Here is a 24,190-nt window from a genome sequence, read left to right on the forward strand (position 1 = left end):
ATTTTGCGGTAATTGATTAACACTTGTAACTTTTTTGAAATGATTGGTGTGTTTTTGAACTTTATTTGGTATAAGAGAATAATTCTTATTAACTGAGCTTTTACTCATCGAGAGAGACATGGGACTGCATATACGAACGGAATCGCTGCAGAATAGCTGCTTGCATCATGATCACGACTATCATCAAATTGTTGTCGCCTTTAAAGGAAGTGCCGCATTTGAAGTGGAAGGGCGTGGTGGGCAAGTTGATCCCTTTCATGGCTGCCTAGTTCCCGGTGGAGACGTGCATTTCTATGAAGGTATAGGTGATAACAGCCATATAATTATGGATATCCCAACAGAGTATATTGGCCCTCAAGTTGAGCGGTTGTTTGATGGGGCTAACTATTTTGATATTGACCCGGGTTTGCGTTATCTCCTTGCTTATATTTATCGCGAATCTCAAATGCTGAGCAGCTATCCTGAAGCCGCAGAAGGGGTGGCAACGGCTTTCTTATCCAGTCTTCATCAAAGGCTGTACGATGGAAGCGACTTGCAACGTACATCCCGAGGTCGTTTGGATTTGGTGGCCATTGATGAGTTTATTCAGAAACATATTGATGAGCCGCTTTCGACTTCCGTTTTGGCTTCAATCAGTAACGTGAGTCCCGGCCATTTTCATGAACTATTTCGTAACGCCTCAGGGATGACACCGGGGCAATACCTTCTGACTGCTCGAATGAAACGCGCAAGACAAATGATCTTAGATACCCGACTACCATTAATTGAAATCGCCATAAGTGTTGGTTTTTCAAGCCAAAGTGCGCTTACTCACGCGTTTAGACGTTTTTATAACGAGACACCGGGGCAGTTGAGAAGAAAAGTATCACCACATTCAAGTAATCAACTCTGAAGCCTAGCAGCGCATAATTTACGTCTATTTAGCAGCAGTTCTCTGGACTTCTTACAACTCTCTCGTATTTTGATCTTTCCACAATGTTGTCAGTTCACCTGCGATAGGTATAAAAAAAACTCCCGCATAAGGCGGGAGTTTGTTCTTTATTGCATTTATTTGAATCGGTTATGCCACATCAAATCGGTCAGCATTCATTACTTTCGTCCAAGCCGAGATGAAGTCTTTAACGAACTTCTCTTGGTTATCATCCTGAGCGTAAACTTCAGCGTAAGAGCGCAAGATTGAGTTTGAACCAAAGACTAAGTCAACGCGTGTTGCTGTCCATTTCGCTTCACCTGTCTTACGGTCACAGATATCGTAAGAGTTACGGCCAGTTGGTTTCCAAGTGTATGACATGTCCGTAAGGTTAACGAAGAAGTCATTTGTTAATGAACCTACTCTGTCTGTGAACACACCATGTTGAGTACCACCGTGGTTTGTGCCTAATACTCGCATACCGCCAAGTAACACTGTCATTTCTGGAGCTGTCAGACCAAGAAGCTGGGCGCGGTCAAGCAGCATTTCTTCGGGCTTAACAACGTAATGTTTCTTCTGCCAGTTGCGGAATCCGTCAGCCACTGGTTCAAGTACATCAAATGAATCAACATCTGTTTGCTCTGCAGTAGCATCGCCTCGGCCGGGAGTAAATGGTACCGTAAAGTCAAAACCAGCCTCTTTAATTGCTTTTTCCAGACCAACGTTACCAGCTAGTACGATAGTATCTGCAATGCTAATGCCAGATTCTTCAGCAATCTTAGTTAATACATCAAGTACGCGAGCTAAGCGTTGTGGTTCGTTACCTTCCCATTCGTTCTGAGGAGCTAGGCGAATACGTGCGCCATTTGCGCCGCCACGAAGATCCGAGTTACGGAAAGTACGTGCGCTGTCCCAAGCAGTTGATACTAATTCAGATACACTTAAATCTGTTGCAGCAATTTTTGCTTTTACACCGTCTACGTCGTAGTTGGTTGTGCCCGCAGGAATTGGGTCTTGCCAGATTAGGTCTTCTGCTGGTACATCTGGGCCAACATAGCGAGCTTTAGGGCCTAAATCACGGTGTGTCAGTTTAAACCAAGCGCGAGCGAAGACTTCGTTGAAGTATTCTTGATCCTGGTAGAAACGCTCAGAAATCTTACGATATTCAGGGTCAACCTTTAGGGCCATATCGGCATCAGTCATCATCGGGTTGTAGCGAATCGACGGATCTTCTACATCCACTGGCTTGTCTTCTTCTGCGATATCAACTGGTTCATATTGCCAAGCGCCAGCAGGGCTCTTAGTTAACTGCCATTCGTGTTCTAGCAGCATTTTGAAGAAGCCGTTATCCCATTGAGTAGGGTTGCTTGTCCATGCACCTTCAATACCACTAGTTACCGTGTCACGACCAATGCCACGAGACTTATGGTTGTTCCAACCCAGGCCTTGTTCTTCAACATCTGCGCCTTCTGGATCTGGGCCTAAGTTAGCAGCATCACCATTACCGTGTGCTTTACCAACGGTATGTCCGCCTGCCGTAAGAGCAACCGTCTCTTCATCATTCATTGCCATACGAGCAAAGGTGACACGCATGTCAGCCGCAGTTTTCAGAGGATCCGGGTTACCGTCTACACCTTCTGGGTTTACGTAGATCAAGCCCATCATTACAGCCGCAAGAGGGTTTTCCAGGTCACGCTCACCAGAGTAACGGCTACCTTCGCCACCGCTTGGAGCTAACCATTCTTTTTCAGAACCCCAATAGATGTCTTTTTCTGGATGCCAGATATCATCACGGCCAAAGGCAAAACCGAAGGTTTTCAGACCCATAGATTCATAAGCCATGTTACCGGCAAGAATCATTAAATCTGCCCAGCTGATTTTGTTGCCGTATTTTTTCTTAATTGGCCATAGCAGACGACGAGCTTTATCTAAGTTACCGTTATCTGGCCAAGAGTTTAGCGGCGCAAAGCGTTGGTTACCTGTTGAACCGCCCCCGCGACCATCAGTAGTACGGTAACTACCGGCAGAGTGCCAAGCCATGCGGATCATCAAACCGCCGTAGTGACCCCAGTCAGCAGGCCACCACTCTTGGCTGTCTGTCATCAGAGCTTTCAAATCATTTTTTAACGCGTCTACATCGAGTGTTTTCAGTGCTTCGCGGTAGCTGAAGTCTTCACCAAGTGGGTTCGTTTTTTTATCGTGTTGATGAAGGATGTCCAAATTAAGAGCATTTGGCCACCATTCCATTACCGTTGAGCCTGTAGAGGTCATGCCGCCATGCATTACAGGGCATTTACCTGCTGAATTGTTATCGCTGTTGTTCATAGGGTGTCCTTTTGTAGCAGTGAAATAATACTTCTCTTTAAATAGATATCTCTAAACAGGATGTTGAGATCATTTATCGATATTTGTTTACCTGTTTAGAAGTTAATGTTGATACATCTCAGTAACTTGAATTTGATAATAGTAAGGTTTTTCATAGTTATCACATCAATTAAACCGATTAATTTAATAAGAAATTCCTATCAATGTTAGTTATGATTTTTATTAGTGATTTACGTCACTAATTGGATGTTCTGACTATTGCTTTTATGGTTATGACTAAATTATTTAATCCACGATTTATTCTTTGGTGATAATAATCAACTTAATACTGGTTGTTATTATTTATATGATATTAGAAATCTATTAACTCGGGTCTGTACTCTTTATATCCTGCTTAGGCATATTCAAGTTTTCGATCAGATAGAACTTAAGCAGGAGAGAGTATGACTGCCAAAAGTAATCAATCCACTGATATAGAGACGCGTTTGCTGATATCAAAAGCTGATCTAGTTTGTTGATTAGCCGTGACTTTGGAGTAACTTGAGCCTTTTGGGCACTTTATAACTCATGGTTTACTAAGCCATTTAACATTTAATTGTTAGAATTATTAGTAATGAGACGTCTTTTCTGCATCAAGCGTTTAATTAGCTCATACACTTTAAACGTTTTTGTAAGGGTAGTCGTAAAAGCAAATTAGAATATTAGCTCCATAAATGTTGTTACCTTTAAAGCCGCTTGGACGTCTTTTAAGGCTAATTTTTAGCAATATTCATTTGGCTATTACGTCTGTTTTGAAAACGTATGATCTACTTTTTTATCAATATATAGAGATATGAAAGGCAGATTGTATGAACTTAAGTTTAGCTACTCTAAACAAGCGTTTAAATATAGTGAGCTTTAGCGTTTTACTAGTAAATTTTCGCCAATGCTCATGTAAACGTGAGAGGCAACTTGTATGAATAGTATAGAAAACGCAAAAGTAGAAGAATTTAAAAAGCAATTTGGCGGCGACGTAATTTTGCCAGATGATCCTTCTTATGACGAAGTAAGACAAATTTGGAATGCGATGATTGATCGCAAGCCCGGAATGATCGCGCGGTGTAAGACTGCAGATGATGTTGTTCAATCAGTAAACTTCGCTCGTGATAACGATTTGCTCATCTCCGTGCGGGGTGGAGGACATAACATTGCTGGTAACGCAGTTTGTGATGATGGTTTAATGATTGATTTATCCCTTCTTAACGAGGTACAGGTTTATCCATCAGCACAAAAGGCTATTGTAGGGCCGGGTTGTACGCTCGGTGACATTGATGCGAAAACACAGAATTACGGTCTGGCGATGCCTGTTGGTATTAACTCAACAACGGGCATTGCTGGTCTGACACTGGGTGGTGGGTTTGGCTGGCTAAGCCGCAAGTATGGTATGACGATCGATAGCTTAGTATCCGCAAACGTGGTTACTGCTGATGGACGTCAGGTGCTCGCCAGCGAGACAGAAAATGAAGATCTGTTTTGGGCTTTAAGAGGGGGCGGGGGTAACTTCGGTATTGTGACTCAATTTGAGTTCCAGCTTCACCCCGTAGGTCCTGAAGTATTAAGCGGCCTCATCGTATTCCCGTTTAGCCAGGCTAAATCGGTTATCAGTCAGTTCGCTAAATTTACTGAGACGGCACCGGAAGAACTTAGCGTCTGGATGGTCAGCCGTAAAGCGCCACCTTTGCCTTTCTTGCCTGAAAGTGTTCACGGAAAAGAAGTGGTCGTTCTCGCTATCTGTTATGCAGGAGACCCTGCCGAAGGCGAAAAACTGATTGAGCCACTTCGTTCGTTTGGTGAACCATATGGCGAACACGTTGGAGTACAACCATTCGCAGCATGGCAACAAGCTTTTGATCCGCTACTTACACCCGGTGCCCGTAACTACTGGAAGTCACATAACTTTACTGAACTGAGCGATAGCGTCATCGATGCGGCAATAGAATTTGCAGGTAAGTTACCATCGCCGCACTGCGAGATTTTTATCGCTTCTCTCGGGTGTGTCGCTTCACGTCCGGCACCGGAATCGATGGCGTATTCCAGCCGTGATGCAACCTACGTTCTTAATGTTCATGGTCGCTGGGAGTCCGAGAGTGAAGATAACCAGTGTATTGCGTGGGCGCGTGATTTCTTTGAGAAAACCAAACCCTATGCTAGTGGCGGTGCTTATATTAACTTCCTTACTCAGGACGAAGCTGATCGTACCGAATCGGCTTATGGGCCAACCTTTGCACGTTTACAAGCCATCAAGAAAAAGTATGACCCAACAAACCTGTTCAGAATGAATCAGAACATCAAACCGGAGTGATGGATCTTGTACTGGAGTGAAGGGTCTTGTACTAAGGTTTTTCTGGTGTGTTTGTCTCTAAAAGGAAAGGAGCCCATACCTGATTTATACGGGCTTTCTGTTACTTAACAGGGATTTTGAAATCTGGTTTAGACTCGGTCAAAAAAGCGCCCCTGTTTGAGAGCACTCAAATAGGGGCGTTTATTGTAGATTGGCAAGCCAGATCTTATCTGGCTCCACAGAACACGGATGCAGTTATAAATTAATTAGCAGTTATAAATTAATTGAAAGTTTGGCATTGGTTTGGATCGCCAGTTTCAAATCCTTTTTTAAACCAAGCGACTCGTTGTTCTGAACTACCATGTGTGAAATTGTCTGGCGACACTGCCTGACCAGCCATTTCTTGCAATCGGTCATCACCGACAGCAGTAGCAGCAGCAATGCCTTCTTCCGTATCTCCGGGTTCTAACATTTGCATTTCGTTGTTTACATAGTAACCCCAAACCCCTGCATAACAGTCCGCTTGTAGCTCCATAGCAACACTCAGTGCGTTTGCGTCAGTTTTTGACGATTGTTGCTGTAATCGTCTTACTTCTGCACTGGTACCAAGCAGCGTCTGTACGTGATGTCCGACCTCGTGAGCAATAACATAAGCAAAAGCGAAGTCCCCCGGAGCACCAAGCTGTTTTAATTGCTGCATAAAGCTAAGGTCTAAATATACCTTTCTATCTTCTGGGCAGTAGAATGGACCGGTTACCGCGCGCCCGACACCACACCCCGTCATTGTTGAACCGCTGTATAAAACTAAGATAGGCTCTTCATAACCGTTAGGTAGTAGCTTACCCCAAACCGATTCTGTTGTAGCCAGAATAGCGGCTACAAATTGCGCATTTTCATCTGTAGGTGTACCCGTACTGCCTGTTGATGGGGTTAGTGATGGATTAGCTGATTGCTGAGTTGGCATTCCCGGCATCCCGACCATCGAACCGCCGCCCATAAACATTTGGTAGCCGAAGAAGAGTGCTGCACCAAGTAATACGAGTCGGCCCATTTTACTTCTGAGTAAATAGGGTAAAAACCGAAACAACTGCGCAAAAAGTAAACCTTTCCCCATTCCGGCCGAGCTTCTTACTCCAGGCTGTCCGCGGCGATCCTCTACATTAGAGCTCTTTTCTTTATCGTCCCATTTCATGTCTTGCCCCTACTGTTCTGTGTCGACGAATACATTGTGGTCTATTTTGGGCATTTTTGCTGTGGCAGTTATGAAACAATCTTCAGTAATAAATACAGTCAGGAACAATCTTTATCCCTTCGCCGACATTCCGTGACTATCATTGTAGTTACATGATGTTTTATCGAAAAAGTACAAGAGATGTGCCGATTATCATGGGACAGAAACAATAAGAATGGCATAGCTATATTTATCAATAATATAGGCAGTAAGTCAGGAATCCTACAATGAATTGGAGGAGTGAAGATGCAATTACTTGAATCCTTTTTCGGTGTGATCGGAGACCTTACATGGGGCTGGGCTCTTGTTCCGTTCCTCGTGATATTTGGCCTTTTCTTTACAATCGTAACTGATTTTGTCCAGTTCCGATTTTTTAAACGCATGTTCCGGGTTTTACTTGCTAAGAACCAGACGGGAGATAAAAAGGCGATCTCTGGTCGTGAAGCTCTCTTGCTCTCCATTGGTGGTCGTGTTGGTGGCGGTAACATTGCAGGTGTTGCGGTTGCGATCACATTAGGTGGTCCTGGTGCTGTGTTCTGGATGTGGGCTATTGCTTTGGTCGGTATGGCAACCAGTTTGGTTGAATGTTCTCTGGCGCAATTATACAAGCGTAGAGAAGGGAATGATTTCCGCGGAGGTGCCGCGAGAACGATTATTCACGGTCTTGGAGAAGATTATCGCTGGCTCGCCTACGTATACGCAGTTTGTTTGATTGCTTCTTTTGCCATTGGGTTTAATGCATTCCAGGGAAATACTGTTGCAGGCGCAGCCGCTGACAGCCTTGGCATTGATCGTTTATATACTGGTATATTTCTCTCGATAATTGTTGGTTTCATCATTTATGGTGGTATTCACCGTATCGCAAAAGCCGCCGACGTGATCGTACCGATCATGGCGGTTGCTTATGTGGCCTTGGCACTGCTGGTTATTATCATGAACATTACTGATATCCCGGGCGTTGTTGTCACTATTGTCAAAAATGCATTCGGTATTGAAGAGGTTGTAAGTGGTGGTATGGGGGCCGCACTGGCAAATGGCCTTCGCCGTGGATTGTTCTCTAACGAAGCGGGGTTAGGGTCTGCGCCTAACGTAGCAGCAACGGCCGACGTGTCACACCCAATCAGCCAGGGTATCACTCAGTCTCTATCTGTATTTATTGATACCATTATCGTCTGTAGCTGTACCGCTTTCGTTATTTTACTCGGTGATGTTTATGTTCCGGGAGCAGAAGGCGTGGACGGCGTGGTACTTACTCAACAGTCTTTGGTTTCGCACCTTGGAGATTGGGCGCAATATTATCTGACTGGTGCGATTCTGTTGTTCTCGTTCAGCTCCGTTATCTACAACTACTACCTGGGTGAAAACGCACTAACCTTTATGTCTCAAAGTAAGATGTCAGTACATATTTTACGTATCGTGGTCATTGCTATTGTCTTTATTGGAGCGGTCGCTCCTGGTGCGACGTCAGTGTTCTTCTTCTCAGATCCTATGATGGGTATATTGGCCATTGTGAACTTACTGGCGTTAATCATGCTATTCCCGACGGCAATGCGTCTATTGAGAGACTACAAGAGAAAACTGGCAGCAGGTGCTGAGCACCCAGAATTCAACCCAGATGAGTTTCCGGATTTGGATATAGACCGGACTGCTTGGTTGCCGAAAAAGTAACAGACGGAAAGTAATGACAAACATAGCTAGGCTAAGGGCCTTCATACAATCTTTCACACAATTGGTTGAGCAAGCGGGCCAAGATGAAAAACGTATTTTTTCGGATGGTAAGAGACTCTTATCTGAACTCGTCAGGCACGATGATTGGTTACCTGATGAGTTCGCTCAACCCAACCCGGAACGGTATCAGCAGTATTTGTTGTATTGTGATCCTTTGGAACGTTTCTCTGTGGTGAGTTTTGTATGGGGCCCGGGTCAAGAGACTCCAGTGCATGATCACACCGTGTGGGGCATGGTAGGAGTGATGCGCGGCGCGGAGTCTTGCGAGGAATTCTGTCTGGATTCTGAATCGGATCAGCTAAAGCCAATCGGCAAACATCAACTCCACTGCGGTGACATCGACTTAGTGTCACCGCATATCGGAGATATTCACAAGGTGTCTAACGCCCATTCAAATCTTACGTCACTTAGTATTCACATTTACGGTGCCAATATTGGAGCCGTTAAGCGTCATATGTATGAAGCAGAAACTGGAAAGAGAAAGCTCTTCATTTCCGGATACTCAAACAACGTGATTCCAAATATTTGGGATCGGTCAGCGGAATAGGCCGTGTTCAGTTAATGATATAGCCTAGTCAGGCTAACCAGTTGCTCATAGATAGTTTTACAGTGATTCAGTCAATCCTTTAAAACAGTGACAGATTGCGCTATTGGTCCCAAATGTCTATTTCTCTTACAGAATTGTGCCTCATGTAGGGCTTGTATTGAAATCACCGCTCGCAACCAATACGTTGATTGAACAAGCCACCATAATCTTCATTTAAGATTACACTCAGGAGCATAGCTGTGGGGGGCTTTCGTCCTGCCTCCATTTATAGGGACAGTTTATGTTCCGCCTGACAAGAAGTTGAGTAGTGACTCCTGACGTGTCGATTTTAAGTTATATGTTACTCTTAGTGTTTAGCGTGCAATGAAGAAAAGCGTGTTTAAGTAGTCGTTAACATTATATCTAGTCAAGGAATACTATGAACTATAAGGAATTATTAGGTACGGATTTACCTATCATCCAAGCTCCTATGGCTGGAGTTCAAGGAAGTGCTTTAGCGATTGCCGTCAGTGAAGCTGGTGGGCTAGGGTCTTTACCCTGCGGTATGTTGAATACGGAAAAAATTATCAGCGAGATTGAATTAATTAAAGCATCAACTCACGCTCCATATAATCTTAATTTTTTCTGTCATGAAACGAGTCCTTACGATGAAAATCGACAAACGTCCTGGCGAAATACGCTCAAACCATTCTTTACTGAGTTGGGCGTTGAAATTGACTTTTCCGCAGGTAGTAACAGAGTACCTTTTAGTCATGATATAGCCGACGCAATAGAACCTTTTTCACCGGAATTCATTAGTTTTCATTTTGGGTTGCCAGATAAAGATCTATTGCAACGAGTTAAAGGCTGGGGAACAAAGGTTGTGTCATCTGCTACCACTGTGGAAGAGGCGGTTTGGTTGGAATCGCGAGGTGTCCACGGAATCATAGCACAAGGGCTAGAGGCGGGAGGGCACAGGGGAATGTTTCTATCTGATAACGTTTCAACTCAAATAGGGCTAATTTCTCTTGTTTCTCAGGTTGTTAATCGGGTCAATGTTCCCGTCATAGCTGCCGGTGGTATAAGTGATCACAAAGGTGTAAATGCTTGCTTGCAACTAGGTGCCTGCGCAGTGCAAGTTGGTACGTCATATTTATTGTGCACAGAAGCGGAAACATCAGAGATACATAAGCAGGCGATAAAGAGTGATAAAGCATCGCACACAGCCTTAACCAACATATTTTCTGGTAAACCAGCTCGGGGCATTGTGAATCGTGCTATGGACGAACTGGGTTATATGAGTGCACTGGCCCCCGAGTTTCCGTACGCTTCAATCGAAATGTCGCAATTACGTCATAGAGCCGAAAAACAAGGAATGGATGGTTTTTCTCCGTTGTGGTGTGGCCAAAACACTCAAGGGTGCACAGAGGTTTCGGCAAAAGAATTAACGCTTCAACTTGCCGGAAAGTACTAGCTAGTGCTTATACCTAAAGGTATTCGTATCATTAATAATCTCAATTTTAACCGGCGCTACGCCTTCTTTGATGTTGCCTATTTGCTCAAATGCCTTTTGTGAAAGATCAATGACCCGACCTTTCACAAAAGGACCTCGATCATTGATTTTGACATCTACCGTTTTGGAGTTGGCTGTATTTGTAACCCTTACGATGGTTCCAAAAGGTAAGCTTTTATGAGCCGCTGTATAAGCGCTTTTGTTATACCGCTCACCACTAGCAGTGCGTTTGCCGTGAAACTTATTACTGTACCATGACGCTTTTCCAATAAGCTCATGTGACTTTGAGTAGCCATTTGTTTGATCGAGGTCTACAGCTAAGGTTGAAGAACATCCGGCTAACAAATTAAGGATAAAAGCTATAAAAATGAGGTTTAATCTTTTCATGGGTTTTAGATTGTTATGTAAATTGGCGGGTATTACCACCATGACAATGAGACAGTAACAAATCGAATGAGGTAAAAGCTTTCATCCAATACGATTGCTGATTTTTTCATGAACTACATTTAGTTTGGTCATGTGTAAGAAAAATCTTGCATGTGAAATTAGCGCTTTAACCTTAAATCAATTTTCTCAGTACGTACTAAACTCACTCACTTATATTTGGGTGGGAGTATTGCTGGTATTTAGGCAGTTGCTCTCTCAATTTGGTAAATGTTGCTCGGGCACTCTGTTTAGAGAGCTTGTTTACTAACCAAATTGGCAGTGCTCCACCTGGGTCAGCAAATGCTTTATGCTCAATAAATGTAGTACCATTGCTAAGTTTCTGTAATTTCCACATGGCATCAACGGAGTGAATACGAATATAGCCGCTTTGCTCTGCAAGCGTTGATTCTGGCGCGTCTTTGATTTTTAACGTGAATCCTAGTTCATCGAGCCAATACTTAGAATAGGTAACCATGTCTCGATTTTTGGCCGGCCATGGAGCGGAAAATTGCGTATAGACGATGTTTTCAGTTGCTGAAATTTGTTGTAGGACTCGACTATGGCTTGCGTTATCAACCCAATTCGGAACATTGTCACTATCTTCCAGTAGTGTTAAAAATGCGCCGTAAGATGTCGGAGTAAACATCTGAGCACGAATCTCAACTAAGCCTTTTTTATGCTCGTGCGTGTAAATGGTTATTCCGTCATCATTGCTTACAAACTGCCAGTAGTTGTCCGCTACCGCGCTCGCTTTACCTGAGACTAAAACTGACATAATAAGTAAGCTAACTCGTAAATTTGTCATGATTCCCTTACTTGCAAAACTGCCATGATATCAAGCTTATGCAATTTGGTCTGCTATATACAAAAAGTATGGACTAATACTAGATTAGCCGCCGTGCGCTTGAAACATTCATCTTAGAGCACAACTATGAGCGATTAGGTTACCTTACTGTCATCTCATAGCGTTGGTCAGAAAAGTTCTCACGGAAATGCTGCTATGCCACTCGCTAAAGACGATTTAGAGCCAAATAACTAAATCGATTTTGCCCCATTTTTTGTTTTCACTGAAGCTATTTAACTTATTTCGGATGAAAGTTTCCCTTACCTTAAGGTTATCCGATGTAAGCTTTTAAAATTATGCGTCATTTTACAATCTAACATCCATTTCATCTAAGTAAGCTGTTGATTATCAATTGAATTGTAATTGGGAAGGCTGCTAAAGTCCGTATAAAAGCGTAATAAGCTAAGGAGGAAATATGACCAAAATCTACTTCATATGTGGCTTTATTGGTTCGGGTAAAACTACATATTCCAAAGCGCTAGCAGAAAAGCATGGAGCTTTTCGAGTATCCATTGATGAATGGATGCTCCCCCTATATGGTGAGCACATGGAACGTGAAGTTTTTGATAGTCGCTTGGCTACTCTACAGGATTTATTTAAAGATTCAGCGAAGCAACTTTTTTCGTTAAATGTTCCAGTTATTTTTGATTTTGGTTTCTGGCGTAAAACTGATCGAGATACTTTTACTGATTGGGCATCAAGCGTAGGTGTTGAAAGTGAAATTCACTACCTTGACGTTCCTTTTGATACTTGCAAGCAGCGGGCATTTGTTCGCAACTCAGAACTTAACGCTAAATCTTACGAGATGACGCCAGAAATGCTGGAGTTATTCTGGTCTTGGTTTGAAATTCCTACTTCAGACGAAAATGTGGTTTGGGTTCTGTAAATTACGTGAGTGCGCTTATAGCAAAGCGTTTAAGGCCGATTCTCAATGCGGTGTTACGTGCCAGGAGTGATTAATTAAAAATATTGAAGCATTCAATAGAGCAGTTACTTGTATTTTTGGACAATGCTACAAAGAATTCCCCTTAAAAACTAATAATTCTACTAGGGAAGTCGGTGAGGCGATCAAAAATAGTAGTGGAACAGAAAATCGTGACCACACTAACAACCTCGACGACTATGAATATAAGGTTGTCGAGTCAACGATGAAATGGTTAGTTCAATCAGGTTATTTGTGGTGCGACAACACCAAAAAACCTATAAATTTTGAAGGTGTGGTACTAACTCCTAGAGGGCTTGAAGTGCTCAATCTCATGCCTGATTCTCTTGGACACAGGCAAACAATCGGAGAAACTCTTTCTAAAGGCGCTAAGGCAATTGGTCGAGAAGTAACTATGACTTCTGTCCAATTGTGTTTAGGGCTTGGTGCGAAACTGTTGGCTGGCACTTAACAAACTTCTCAAGAGGGGGCGCAACGCGTGGCAGTTTTGGTATGCGTTGGCTTCGGTGTTGAAGTGCTATGTTGTAGCTTAGTCATTGCGTGCTTCATTCCTTAATTGGGCTTTATATTTCAGGAAGAAAAATGGACTTAAGTATCTACAAAATAGAGCCTTTAGCTTCAGAGCATATCAAAGAGGTTACCTCCCTTTGGCGCGAATCAATGACGGAAGCTTTAGGTATAAATCCTGTTCATACCTTTGAATCTCAAGCTTACTTTCTCGAACATATTCTACCCAATAGCTACCAGGTTTTCGTTGTCGTACGCATCGATAACTCTCGTCCAGTTGCCTTTATGGCTAGTTCGGAAACAGAAATCAATCAGTTATATGTTGCTCCTAATAGCCAAAAGCAGGGCATAGGTTCGTACTTACTGAACCAAGCTAAAGAGCAGTCAAATGGTTCACTTACTTTAAGAACGTTCGAAGTAAATCAAAAAGCTCAAAATTTCTATCGTGCTTATGGCTTTTCAGTTTGCTCTGGCAACAGTGAAAATGAAGAAGGTATTCCTGACTTAGAGTGTCGGTGGAAAAGTTGACATTACAACATGGAAAAGAGCTTAAGACGGACTCCTAACGCTCGGCGGTTTTGATTTGGCTTTGATGTTTAAGGTGCAATAATTACGTTTCGTGTTAGTGTTGCTCACCACTTAAGCTGGCGTTAGTTTCATGGAGGAAAAATGACTGATCGAGAGCTAATTGAAAAAGCACTTTATAGCAGTGCGACAATTCATCAACCTCATGCACTTAAAGCATACTTGTCAGCTAAGCGTCTCTACGAGCGTTTTGGTAAAGATGAAAATATTTGGATTAAGACTAGCGAGTTAATAGATCAAAGTGAACTTAGAGTTACAGCTGTGTTGTCTGAATCAGTTCTAGCACTAAAATTTTCAGATTTTCGAGTTCAAAGAGTGTTGGAACGAGGTATCTATCCAGCGGCTTACCAAGCCATGTCTCAGTGGCACGAAACCCAAAGTTTTCAAGATATCTTTTCCTACTATGTTAAAGATGCTTCATCTACTAGAGAGTACCTCTCCCATAACGTAACAATTTTGCTTGCGCTTAATTGTGTGTACGCAGAACTTGAAAGCCAACAGATCCCCGCATTTCTTGACCGATTTACAGAGTTTGTTACTTCAACATTCTCGAAAAATGAAGCCAGGGTAAGTGAGAGGGTCATTGTAGAAGTCGACAAAGTGCTAGAGTCTTGTATCAGTCAATTTGGTTTCTTTGGGCACAACTTGATCACCCTTGCTTGGATTTTACGTTGTAAAGATAGTTTGTCGGAGAGTCAGTATGAGTCAATGCTCTCTAACCTTTATGTACAGGCGAACAGTCCTTTGGAAGATCCGGACGACGAAATCAACATGAATCTTTGGGACCAATGCCAGAATAGTCATGGCTCGGAGGCGTTCGTTAACTCGACCAAAGCGCTTGTATACAATTATACGTCTAACCTTCATCAGGTCACGTTAGCAGATGCTCTTTGTTTCTTACAATCAACATTTCCTGAGCAAACCGGTGAGCTGGGGCGTATCGTAGAATATCATTGTTGTTTACTGGAAAAATGAAACTAACAATTTAAGAGTGATTCAGCATGAGTGGCATTTTTGGTATGCGGTGGTTTTTGGTGTTGGAATGTCATTAACTACAATATCTTGAAGTTACTGTACTAAGCTACATTGTGTTTGGCTAGCGCCTTACTTGCTAGACATAAACTTGAGAGTGCGCTTTACTCTAGTGATCAATCAAAGGAATGACTCGCAGCGATGATTTACTTATTTGATGGCTTTGAACTCGATACCGCTAATTTTCAGTTACGCGCCAATGGCGTTACTCAGGCTATTGAGCCGCAAGTGTTTAATTTACTGGCTTATCTTATCCAAAATAGAGAGCGGATTGTCAGTAAAGCTGAGTTAATGGACAACTTGTGGGTTGGCAAAATTATCAGCGAGTCAACGCTCAGTAGTTGCATTAAAGCGGCGCGTAAAGTTTTAGGGGATGATGGTCAGCAGCAAAAGTATATTGCCACGTTAAACCGTCGCGGAATTCATTTTGTTTATCCCATAATCGAGCAAGCAGCTGAGCTGGCGGTAGCTACAACTCACGGCGTTCATACACTAAATATTGATGAATCGCTGCGCCAGAGCGCTATTGCTGCTAGTAAAGAAGGCAGTAGCGTTTGTTTGTTTCCTATACGCAACTTAGCGCCAGATAAGCGACTTGTGATCGCGGTATTGCCATTTGAATGTATTGGCGCTGATATCGTCACGTTTTTTGCTGAAACCCTTTACGAAGAAATTAATATTCACCTTGCTAGAACGCCGGGTTTTTTGGTGACTTCGCGCAATACTGGTGCTTATTATCGTGCCAATCATACCAGCCACAATAGTATTGCAGAGGAATTAGGCGCTCAATATGTCGTTGACGGCTCTGTGATGAGTATCGGTGATAAAGTAACCTTGTCGGTTAAATTAGTCGATGTCAGTGGTGATCGTGTGCTTTGGGGGGTAAGAAAAAACCTACCGCTAGAACAGTTGACAGAGCAATTTGAAGATATCAGCTTAAACATTACCACAGCCATTGAACCTGAAATTAATCGCGTTGAATTTGCATCATTGCGCCAACGCCGTCAGGTTGACCTAGCCGCTTGGGAGCTTTACCGTCAAGGTCATGCTGTACTGGGTTTAAAAGGGTGGAGTGAAGAAACGTTTAAAGAGTGTGCCGACTTATTACGGCAAGCGATTGCTAAAGATCCTGAGCTAGCGTTTGCTCACGCATATTTATCGCTGATCTTGGCTATTGGTCATTTAGTGGGTTTGGTCAATCATGGTGGCTGGCAAGAAGAGGCGTTAGCCGCCGCTGAAACAGCCATTGCCCTTGATAGTCAAGATCCTGATGTCCTGGGCTATGTTGGCTGCGCGTTCGCCGATATGGGCGATTATTTTAGAGGCATTAAATTGCTTAAGCGCTGCGTCGAAATTGACCCGAGCAATGCGCAAGGTTGGGCGGCACTTGGCGCTGCACAATTACAAATAGGTGAAGAACAAGGCTTTGACCACATGTATCACGGCATCCGCATTAGCCCTCGCGATAATCGCATTGGTGCTTGGGGGGCCTTGTTAGCGAGAGGTTTACTTAGCTATGGTCGGTTAGAGGAAGCCATCGAGGTCGCTCAAAACGCTTGTGCTTTTGATGATAAGATTTTTTTACCGCGGATTGTACTTGGCATAGCCTTAGCGCAAGCCGATCAACCCGTTGAAGCGGCAAAAGCCATCGAAGATGCAAGACGAATTCGCCCCCAATTATGCATGGATGATATTAGCCGTTTTGTAAAACCCGAAGAAATGGCAAAGATGCAGCAATACGAACTTTTGATATAAATATAAAAGGTATAAATTTTAATAGCTTAATTAATCCCCACAGAATCCCCATAAAACCTACAAGCTATCTTCAAGTAAGTGCTAGCGGTCAATTCTATTATTGCTCCTGTAAAGACAACATAGTCTTAAACAACAATCAGGAGAAATATCATGTTAAATACAATCGACTCAAACGCAAACCAAGCGACAGTTAATCTAAGTAACACGGTTAACTATGACACAATCAAAGAAAAGCAACGCGCGACATGGGGCTCTGGGGATTACGGCCAAATTGGCGTGACACTGCAAATCACTGGTGAGCAACTCTGTGAAGCGATGGATGTAAAAGCCGGGCAATCAGTGTTAGATATTGCGGCAGGTAACGGTAACGTAACATTAGCTGCCGCGCGTCGTTTTTGTAATGTTGTGTCAACCGATTACGTCGAAGCATTACTGGTAAAATCGAAACAACGGGCACAAGCAGAAGGGCTAGATGTTAGCTTTCAATTTGCAGATGCTGAATCGTTACCGTTTAGTGAAAATAGCTTTGATAATGTTGTCTCTACTTTCGGTGTCATGTTTACCCCAAACCAAGCACAAAGCGCGGCAGAGCTTATTAGAGTTTGCAAGCCGAATGGCAAAATTGGCTTAGTGAATTGGACGCCCGAAGGCTTTGTTGGCCAACTCTTTAAATTAATTGGCAGTTATATCGCACCGCCTGCTGGGGTGAAATCACCCGCACTTTGGGGCACGCGTGATTTTATTGACCAACAGTTTAAAAGCCAAGCCAGTGAAATTACCTATCGATTAAGAGAGTTTAATTTTCGGTATCACTCACCGCAGCACTTTATCGATTTGTTCCGTTCATATTACGGTCCAGTACATAAAGCGTTTGCCGCATTAGGTGAAACACAGGCCGCCGATTTAGAACGAGGTATTCACGCATTGATTGCACGGTTTAACCGCGACCAAACCGGTGGCATGGTTGTGCCGTCAGAGTATTTGGAAATTGTTATTCAAAAAGCGTAATTAAGACACCGAATTAAAGAGGAAGCGATCATGAAAAGCACTCATGAAATGACACAGCAAGCACCATTATGTTCAAGTGTTAGTGATAGCGGCAAGCGAGTGGGGGTTTTAGCATACGGACTGTTTGCTTATGCAGTTGGCTGTTTCGGTTTATTTTGGTTGATATTAGGGGCAGGCGCTTTTGCACCTGTTGGCCTAAGTCACTGGAAAGCCGACTCAATATTATTGTCGATAGCGGTTAATGTTGTTTTAGTCGCCTTATTCGCTTTACAACACACTATTATGGCACGAGCTAAGTTTAAACAATGGTTAACAGCCTATGTGCCAGCAGCGGCAGAGCGCTCAACCTTTATACTGATGTCTGGGTTGGTGACTTGTGTTGTTCTGTACTTTTGGCAATCGGTACCGGGCGTTGTTTGGCAGGTGAAAAATCAGGTGGCTTACTGTACGCTTTATACGGTCTACTTGCTGGGAATTCTCTATTTGTTGCTGGCAACGTTTGTCACCAATCATTTTGAATTAATGGGGTTAAGACAGGTTTACTTATATTTTAGAAAGCTTCCTTACACACCCGTTGCGTTCACCAATCGCTTTATGTATCGCTACAGTCGCCACCCTATGATGCTTGGATTTCTGCTCCTGCTGTGGTCGGTGCCTGAAATGTCCGGTTCACGCTTTTTCTTGGCGCTGTTGTTTACTGTTTACACGTTTATTGGAATGCGCTTCGAAGAGCGAGATTTACGCCAACAATTTGGTGGTACTTACCGAAAATATAAAGCAAAAGTCGCCTGCTTTATTCCATATATTTATTAAATTTCATGTGAGTACAGGTAACGAATGGGGCAAAGCTAATGATGGAGCTGCCCCATTGAGTTATTACTACCTTTTAGAACTAACTCATTATTATCTTCAATAATTAGTAGTGTATGTTAGCCATTCGCCAAAAAATCCGAATTACAGTTGATTGGCAATAAATGGACAAAGTCGTCGAAGCAGGAGATATCAGGAATCTCATTGTTCACAATGCTGAGCACTTAGAGGAGAATCTGCATAGTAAGTAGCTTAGAATTGTTGCCAAAAACCTCAATTTAAATTCGCTTCAATTTTCTAGAGTCCACCTAGAAGTTCACTGGCTTATGTCTTGGAAGTTATTGAAGCTACGACTAATGTGGTTAACGAGCTCTGGCGTAACACGAAGGAAAATGCCCAGACACACGCTTTAAGACTGATTCGTAACGAGTGGCATTTTTACTATGCGTTATGTTTAGTATTTAAGGTTATATACGGTGGCATCGTTATTGCCTTGCTCACCTCAACGCGGCTATACCTTTCCTATAAAAAGGGCTAAGTTTGTTGATCAAATATCTTCGTCGTGTAGGGTACTTATATCTGAATGGATTGTTCTAGTTACCTCGAAGGAAATTATCATGTCTCAAATAGCTCAGACTCCTAAGCCTCCATACTATGCGGTCATCTTTACCTCTGTTCGAACTAAAGATGACAACGGGTATGGAGAAATGGCGGATAGAATGCTTCGTTTAGCAGAGCTTGAAGAAGGTTTCCTTGGTGTGGAATCGGCTAGAGAAGAAGTGGGGATAACCGTTTCATATTGGAAAGATTTGGCCTCCATTAAAAAATGGAAGGAAAATGCGGAACATTTAGAAGCTCAAAAAATCGGGCGCGAGTCATGGTATGACTCATTCAAAGTGCGTATCTCGCTAGTCGAGCGTGATTATGGAATCTAGGCACTAAAAAACGGTGGGTATGACAAACTGTAAGAGTGATTCGCAACGCGTGGCATTGTTACCATGCGTTGAATTTAGCGTTTAATTACGTTTGAGGAAGCTTCGGTATTGGATTTCCCCTCCTCTTAACAAAGCTTTATGGTGCAGGGCGAAAATGGACAAAATCATAGAACTGATAAAACAAGATCCAATCAGAGTTGAGGCGCTCAGCTATGTTTCTGAATTAGGTTTGCCACAGTGCTATATCGCAGCGGGTTTTGTTCGAAATTTAGTTTGGGACTCACTGCATGGCTTCAAAGTATCTACTCCCTTAAATGATGTGGATGTCATCTACTTTGATCCAACAGAATATAATCCCAATGCCTATTTGGAGTATGAAGCGCAACTAAAAGCTCGTATGCCCCAGCTTAACTGGCAAGTACGTAATCAAGCGACAATGCATGAGAGCAATGGTGACAACCCTTATCAAAGCTCAGTGGATGCAATGAGTTACTGGCCTGAAAAAGAAACAGCGGTCGCAGTGCGTCAGGTTGGATTAAATCAGTACGAGTGTGTTGCTGCCTTCGGGTTTGAAACCCTATTTAGTTATTGCCTCACACATAATCCCAAAAGGCTACGAGAAATCTTTGACAATCGTGTAAGTTCAAAAGGTTGGTTAGTTCGGTGGCCATCGTTGAGAATTGCGCCATAACAAGTGTGTAATGTCCCTAGGTGATTTTCTAAACTTATGATTTTATTAAGATAAATAAAAAGGGATCTGTCGTTCAGATCCCTAATAAAGTTTCAGCACAAAGTTAAGGCGGTTTGTCTTAGTGGGGGGGAGCTAAGAACTTACCAAAGGCCGAGCAGTTTCCACCATGCGCCACCCACAAAGATAAACACTGGGATAACGATGAGTGAGAAAATGAAGCCAATTTTCCACCAACTCTGCAAACTATGGTAACCAGCGCCGAACAGAATCGGTGCAGGGCCAGAAGAGTAGTGGGTTGTTGACATGTACAGGTTACTGAAAATACCTAATACGATAGCAGCCAGCATAGGTGGCGCACCGGCAGAAATCGCAATCGCAAGGAAAGCTGAGTACATCGCACTGATGTGCGCCATGGCGCTCGCCATCAAATAGTGGCTGTAGTAGTAAACAAGCAGCAGAATAACGACAGTCGTTACCCAACCAAAGCCAGACAGAGACTCGCTGATAGATTGGCTGAACCAACCGATAAAGCCAAGGCTATTCAGCTGTGCAGCCATCATTACCAAAACAGCGAACCACGTGATAGTGTGCCATGCTTCTTTCTCTCCAAGTACGGCATCCCATTTTATGGTGCCAGTGTAGAGAAGGAACACTAAACCCAATAGTGCAGTGACTGTTGAGTGAATGCCTAAAGTAGGGCCAAGAACCCACAGTGATACCATGCCGATGAAGGTAATACCTACCATGATTTCATCACGCGTCATGCTGCCCATTTCTGCCAGTTTCTGACGGGCAATTTCACGCATCTCTGGTGTTTTCTTCAACTCAGGCGGGAACACTACATACATAACAAGTGGGATCAGGAACAAACACAGTAATCCCGGTACTATCGCTGCTGCAGCCCAGCCAGCCCAGGTGATCTCAACACCTTGCTCAGCTGCAAAGTTCGCAGCCAGAGGGTTACCTGCCATTGAGGTGAGGAACATGGCACAAGTGATAGCATTACATTGGAAAATACACTGAACCAAGAATGCACCAATACGGTTTTCTGTTCCTTTTTCAGGATCGGAATCGTATGCGCTGGCAACAGAACGGAAGAGAGGAGAGATGATGCCACCACAACGTGCTGTGGTACTTGGAGTCGCCGGAGCAAAAAGCAAATCAGTTAACACCAGACCATAAGCAAGGCCAAGTGAATTATGCCCTAAGCGTGCGATAAACCAGTAGCCGACGCGGCGCCCGAACCCTGTAGTGATAAAACCACGCGAGATGAAAAACGCAGCTGCAATCATCCAGATAGTAGGGTGGGCAAAACCGGTTAGTGCGGTCTTAATCGGTAACACACCAAGCAATGTTGCGGCGGTTAAGCCAGTTAGTGCCATTGCGCCAAGTGGCAGAGGGGCGAGGATCAAACTCAGTACAGTGGTAACAAAAATCGCCATCATCTGCCAAGCTTGGTCTGTGAGTCCTTCTGGGGTTGGGATAAACCATAATATACAGCCTATCGCCACCAGCAGGAGCATCTTCATTTTGGAATTATTCATACATCCGTCTCCAAGTTTAAATCTAGGTTCATCATAGTGTTCGGATGTATAAGAAAACTGAGTCAAATCAATTTCATTAAAGAGTCGTTAGAATACGTGTTTGACTTGCATGTGAAGGCAACTTCTCGCTGAAAATTGCCTGAGAAAAAACGCATTAAATTAATTAAATTTATAAAAATCGTCAGCGGGATGTAGATCAATTTTTGTTGCGTTTTGGCCGATAATCACAGGTGAATTACGGTAGAATTAAGCCAAGCAATTTTAGGGATTCCTGTCGTGTCATTCACATCATTTTCCTTCACCAAACAACTGGCCGTGCTACTCAGTGGCGTGATGCTTCTAGGGATGTTGAGCTGGTGGGGCTACAGTGCTTACCAGCTGGACGAGACACTGACGCAGCAAATCAGTTTGCGCGCTCAGGTTCAGTCACAGCAGTTATCACAATTACCAAGCCTTGTTACCGCAGTTCAGTCAGGTAGTGCAGATGCGGTCTCGCAAATCATTAATGCGGTTCAGGCAGTGAGTGATGCCGACTTTATTACCGTCAGTGACATAGACGGTATAAGGCTGGCACATCCTGTAGAAGAGCGTATCGGTCTGCACGTCACAGGTGGTGATATTGAGAGGGCATTAAGCAGTGGTGAGTCCTATTTGTCGTATGGCGTAGGCTCACTGGGGCCATCCATTCGTTATATTTCACCCATTTTTTCCGGTGACGGCAATGTCATTGGCATGATCAAAGTTGGCTATCTGATAGACACGCTCGATTTATGGACCAGCGAACGTCTCATACCTTTACTTGTCATCGGACTCTGCGCGGTATGTATCTGTATCTGGTTATCCTGGAAGTTCTCGCACTATGTCAGAAAGCAAATGCAAGAGATGGAACCGTGGCAGCTTAAGCAGGCATTAAAGACGTATCAAGGTGTGTTAGAGGCCACTTACGAAGGCTTGGTAGCGATAAACTCACAAGGGCAATTATATCTAATTAATGATTCAGCCCGTTCCATGCTGGGCTATAGTGAATCGGTGGGCGGGGAGTTTAAAGACCGAATCGATAACCCGGGGAGCTTCTCTCTTGACGGAGAGGATTACATTAATGGGTTAATTCGCGTAAATGGTAAAAACCTTGTTGTTAACCGCGTTACGTTACGCACTTCTCTGGGCGAACCTTATGGTGCGGTATTCAGTTTGCGCGACCAAAATGAGATGCACGTCCTGTCAGAAAAAATCAGTCAGGTGACTCAATATATGGAGAACATGCGAGTCACGCGGCACGAGTATCAAAATAAACTCTCTACCATTTCAGGCCTGTTGCAAATGGGCGCGTATGAAAAGGCATTATCAGTTTGTTTGTCGCAAGCGAGAGCCAGCCAGTCTCAACTCGATTCGTTATATGCTCTGCATTATAGGCCAGCGCTATCGGCACTGATTCTGGCTAAAGCCAGTAAAGCTAATGAACTTGGCGTTGCTTTCAGTGTTGATTGTCAAAGCGATTTAAGTCGTCTGTCAAAACGTTTATCAGAAGAGCAATTGTGCGGCTTGATAGGTAACTTAGCGCAAAACTCATTAGATGCAGTTAAAGGCAGAGATAATGGCCGAATAGATATTCGTATTTCAGAATCTGAGAATGAATATACCATTCAGGTTATGAACAATGGCCCTATTATTGAGCGTGATCTCGATACCTTGTGTGAACTTGGCTTTACGACCAAACAAAGTAAATCTGAACATGGTGTCGGTATGCACATTGTGCGTTCAATAGTTGAGCAGGGAGTCGGCCATATGGAACTTGACAGCGACGAGTCAGAAACCGCATTCACTGTGTACTTTCCTAAGGAGGTCGCATGATCAAAGTCGTCATCGTTGAAGATGATCCCAATATCGCTGAGCTTCATCACCATTTTGTTGAGCAAGTCGAGCAATATCAGGTGGTGGGAATTGCGGCCAGTATCGATATTGCAAAACAGCTGGTAGAAAGAATTCAGCCAGATCTGGTGATTGTCGATAACTATCTTCCTGATGGCCAAGGTGTGGATTTGGTTTATCGCTGGTTAAGCAGCGAACACCGACCAGAGTGTATTTTGGTAACTGCGGCCAATGACGCCGATACGGTGCAGAAAGCTCACCGGTTTGGCGCGTTTGATTACTTGGTTAAGCCAGTGGATTATTCCCGTTTGACTGAAAGCCTACAGCGATTTGCAAAAGTAAAAAGTCATATGAGCAATCAAGGAAGCTTTCGTCAGTCTCAGCTTGATGATCTATTCCATTCCGGAAAGCCGAATCTGGTTACATCAAATCCGGTTGATTTGGCAGGGCTAGACCCATTCATGTACCGTCAGGTTATCGAACTGTTTAGCCATGTTCATGTTGAACATACGGCCGCGAGTGTTTCTGAACAGTTGCCTATCAGTAAAAGCACGGCGCGTCGGTATCTTGATAAAGCGGTAGAACAGGGTGAGTTAGTTGCTTTCTTAGAGCATGGCAAGGTAGGGCGACCGACAAGGGTTTATCGCAATAAACACTTATCAGAAAATTAGTTTAATTAATCGACGTC

At 43.5% G+C, this 24,190-nt stretch carries 21 protein-coding genes; 16 read left to right on the plus strand and 5 right to left on the minus strand.

What is annotated here, in order from left to right:
• The first annotated feature begins 118 nt into the window (after window positions 1-118).
• Window positions 119-892 carry a helix-turn-helix domain-containing protein gene (locus KHN79_RS17345; RefSeq protein ID WP_182010024.1) on the plus strand — a complete coding sequence of 258 codons (774 nt, stop codon included), beginning with the start codon at window positions 119-121 and terminating at the stop codon, window positions 890-892.
• 168 nt (window positions 893-1,060) lie between these two features.
• Here KHN79_RS17345 and katG read toward each other — a convergent pair whose 3' ends face one another.
• Complete coding sequence (katG, locus tag KHN79_RS17350) at window positions 1,061-3,235, minus strand: catalase/peroxidase HPI (protein WP_182010023.1); 2,175 nt, start codon at window positions 3,233-3,235, stop codon at window positions 1,061-1,063.
• Between the two features lie 955 nt (window positions 3,236-4,190).
• On the opposite strand from katG, the gene KHN79_RS17355 reads away from it, so the two are divergent.
• On the plus strand, window positions 4,191-5,576 hold the full coding sequence (locus tag KHN79_RS17355; protein ID WP_182010022.1) for an FAD-binding oxidoreductase: 1,386 nt from the start codon (window positions 4,191-4,193) through the stop codon (window positions 5,574-5,576).
• 259 nt (window positions 5,577-5,835) lie between these two features.
• On the opposite strand, the gene KHN79_RS17360 is transcribed toward KHN79_RS17355, so the two are convergent.
• Window positions 5,836-6,747, minus strand: coding sequence for a neutral zinc metallopeptidase (locus tag KHN79_RS17360; RefSeq protein WP_182010021.1), 912 nt, complete (start codon window positions 6,745-6,747; stop codon window positions 5,836-5,838).
• A 285-nt stretch (window positions 6,748-7,032) separates the two neighbouring features.
• Between KHN79_RS17360 and KHN79_RS17365 the strand changes: the two genes are divergently transcribed.
• From KHN79_RS17365 to KHN79_RS17375, 3 genes are all read left to right on the plus strand, one after another.
• Window positions 7,033-8,454 carry an alanine/glycine:cation symporter family protein gene (locus tag KHN79_RS17365; protein ID WP_182010020.1) on the plus strand — a complete coding sequence of 474 codons (1,422 nt, stop codon included), beginning with the start codon at window positions 7,033-7,035 and terminating at the stop codon, window positions 8,452-8,454.
• Between the two features lie 13 nt (window positions 8,455-8,467).
• Window positions 8,468-9,061 (plus strand): cysteine dioxygenase, encoded by a 594-nt coding sequence (locus KHN79_RS17370; RefSeq protein WP_182010019.1) that lies wholly within the window; start codon window positions 8,468-8,470, stop codon window positions 9,059-9,061.
• Window positions 9,062-9,479: 418 nt separating this feature from the next.
• On the plus strand, window positions 9,480-10,514 hold the full coding sequence (locus KHN79_RS17375; protein ID WP_182010018.1) for a nitronate monooxygenase: 1,035 nt from the start codon (window positions 9,480-9,482) through the stop codon (window positions 10,512-10,514).
• Here KHN79_RS17375 and KHN79_RS17380 read toward each other — a convergent pair whose 3' ends face one another.
• A complete protein-coding gene (locus tag KHN79_RS17380) occupies window positions 10,515-10,940 on the minus strand; it encodes a septal ring lytic transglycosylase RlpA family protein (protein ID WP_182010017.1) in 426 nt (141 codons plus the stop codon).
• Between the two features lie 202 nt (window positions 10,941-11,142).
• Window positions 11,143-11,784 (minus strand): START domain-containing protein, encoded by a 642-nt coding sequence (locus KHN79_RS17385; protein WP_182010016.1) that lies wholly within the window; start codon window positions 11,782-11,784, stop codon window positions 11,143-11,145.
• A gap of 454 nt (window positions 11,785-12,238) precedes the next feature.
• On the opposite strand from KHN79_RS17385, the gene KHN79_RS17390 reads away from it, so the two are divergent.
• From KHN79_RS17390 to KHN79_RS17440, 9 genes are all read left to right on the plus strand, one after another.
• The gene (locus KHN79_RS17390; RefSeq protein WP_182010015.1) at window positions 12,239-12,709 is read left to right on the plus strand and encodes an ATP-binding protein; all 471 of its coding nucleotides are present in this window, start codon (window positions 12,239-12,241) and stop codon (window positions 12,707-12,709) included.
• Window positions 12,710-12,971: 262 nt separating this feature from the next.
• A complete protein-coding gene (locus KHN79_RS17395; protein WP_182010014.1) occupies window positions 12,972-13,217 on the plus strand; it encodes a hypothetical protein in 246 nt (81 codons plus the stop codon).
• A gap of 131 nt (window positions 13,218-13,348) precedes the next feature.
• Window positions 13,349-13,801: a GNAT family N-acetyltransferase gene (locus KHN79_RS17405; RefSeq protein WP_182010013.1), complete on the plus strand. Its 453-nt coding sequence runs from the start codon at window positions 13,349-13,351 to the stop codon at window positions 13,799-13,801.
• Between the two features lie 141 nt (window positions 13,802-13,942).
• A complete protein-coding gene (locus KHN79_RS17410) occupies window positions 13,943-14,833 on the plus strand; it encodes a hypothetical protein (RefSeq protein WP_182010012.1) in 891 nt (296 codons plus the stop codon).
• Between the two features lie 198 nt (window positions 14,834-15,031).
• On the plus strand, window positions 15,032-16,645 hold the full coding sequence (locus tag KHN79_RS17415) for a winged helix-turn-helix domain-containing protein (RefSeq protein ID WP_182010011.1): 1,614 nt from the start codon (window positions 15,032-15,034) through the stop codon (window positions 16,643-16,645).
• 150 nt (window positions 16,646-16,795) lie between these two features.
• Entirely contained in the window at window positions 16,796-17,653 is an 858-nt protein-coding gene (locus KHN79_RS17420; RefSeq protein ID WP_182010010.1) for a class I SAM-dependent methyltransferase, read from the plus strand.
• A gap of 30 nt (window positions 17,654-17,683) precedes the next feature.
• The gene (locus KHN79_RS17425) at window positions 17,684-18,466 is read left to right on the plus strand and encodes an isoprenylcysteine carboxylmethyltransferase family protein (RefSeq protein ID WP_182010009.1); all 783 of its coding nucleotides are present in this window, start codon (window positions 17,684-17,686) and stop codon (window positions 18,464-18,466) included.
• Between the two features lie 614 nt (window positions 18,467-19,080).
• A complete protein-coding gene (locus tag KHN79_RS17435) occupies window positions 19,081-19,398 on the plus strand; it encodes an antibiotic biosynthesis monooxygenase (RefSeq protein WP_182010008.1) in 318 nt (105 codons plus the stop codon).
• 154 nt (window positions 19,399-19,552) lie between these two features.
• Complete coding sequence (locus KHN79_RS17440; protein WP_182010007.1) at window positions 19,553-20,089, plus strand: nucleotidyltransferase family protein; 537 nt, start codon at window positions 19,553-19,555, stop codon at window positions 20,087-20,089.
• A 140-nt stretch (window positions 20,090-20,229) separates the two neighbouring features.
• On the opposite strand, the gene KHN79_RS17445 is transcribed toward KHN79_RS17440, so the two are convergent.
• The gene (locus KHN79_RS17445; protein ID WP_182010006.1) at window positions 20,230-21,633 is read right to left on the minus strand and encodes an anion permease; all 1,404 of its coding nucleotides are present in this window, start codon (window positions 21,631-21,633) and stop codon (window positions 20,230-20,232) included.
• A 276-nt stretch (window positions 21,634-21,909) separates the two neighbouring features.
• Here KHN79_RS17445 and KHN79_RS17450 point away from each other — a divergent pair, with 276 nt between their 5' ends.
• Window positions 21,910-23,484 (plus strand): sensor histidine kinase, encoded by a 1,575-nt coding sequence (locus tag KHN79_RS17450; protein WP_182010005.1) that lies wholly within the window; start codon window positions 21,910-21,912, stop codon window positions 23,482-23,484.
• Window positions 23,481-24,173, plus strand: coding sequence for a response regulator (locus KHN79_RS17455; protein WP_182010004.1), 693 nt, complete (start codon window positions 23,481-23,483; stop codon window positions 24,171-24,173). Before KHN79_RS17450 ends, KHN79_RS17455 begins: the two co-directional genes overlap by 4 nt.
• Window positions 24,174-24,190: the final 17 nt, after the last annotated feature.

Origin of the sequence: Vibrio sp. B1FLJ16 (genome assembly GCF_905175385.1) — a bacterium.
Lineage (GTDB): Bacteria > Pseudomonadota > Gammaproteobacteria > Enterobacterales > Vibrionaceae > Vibrio.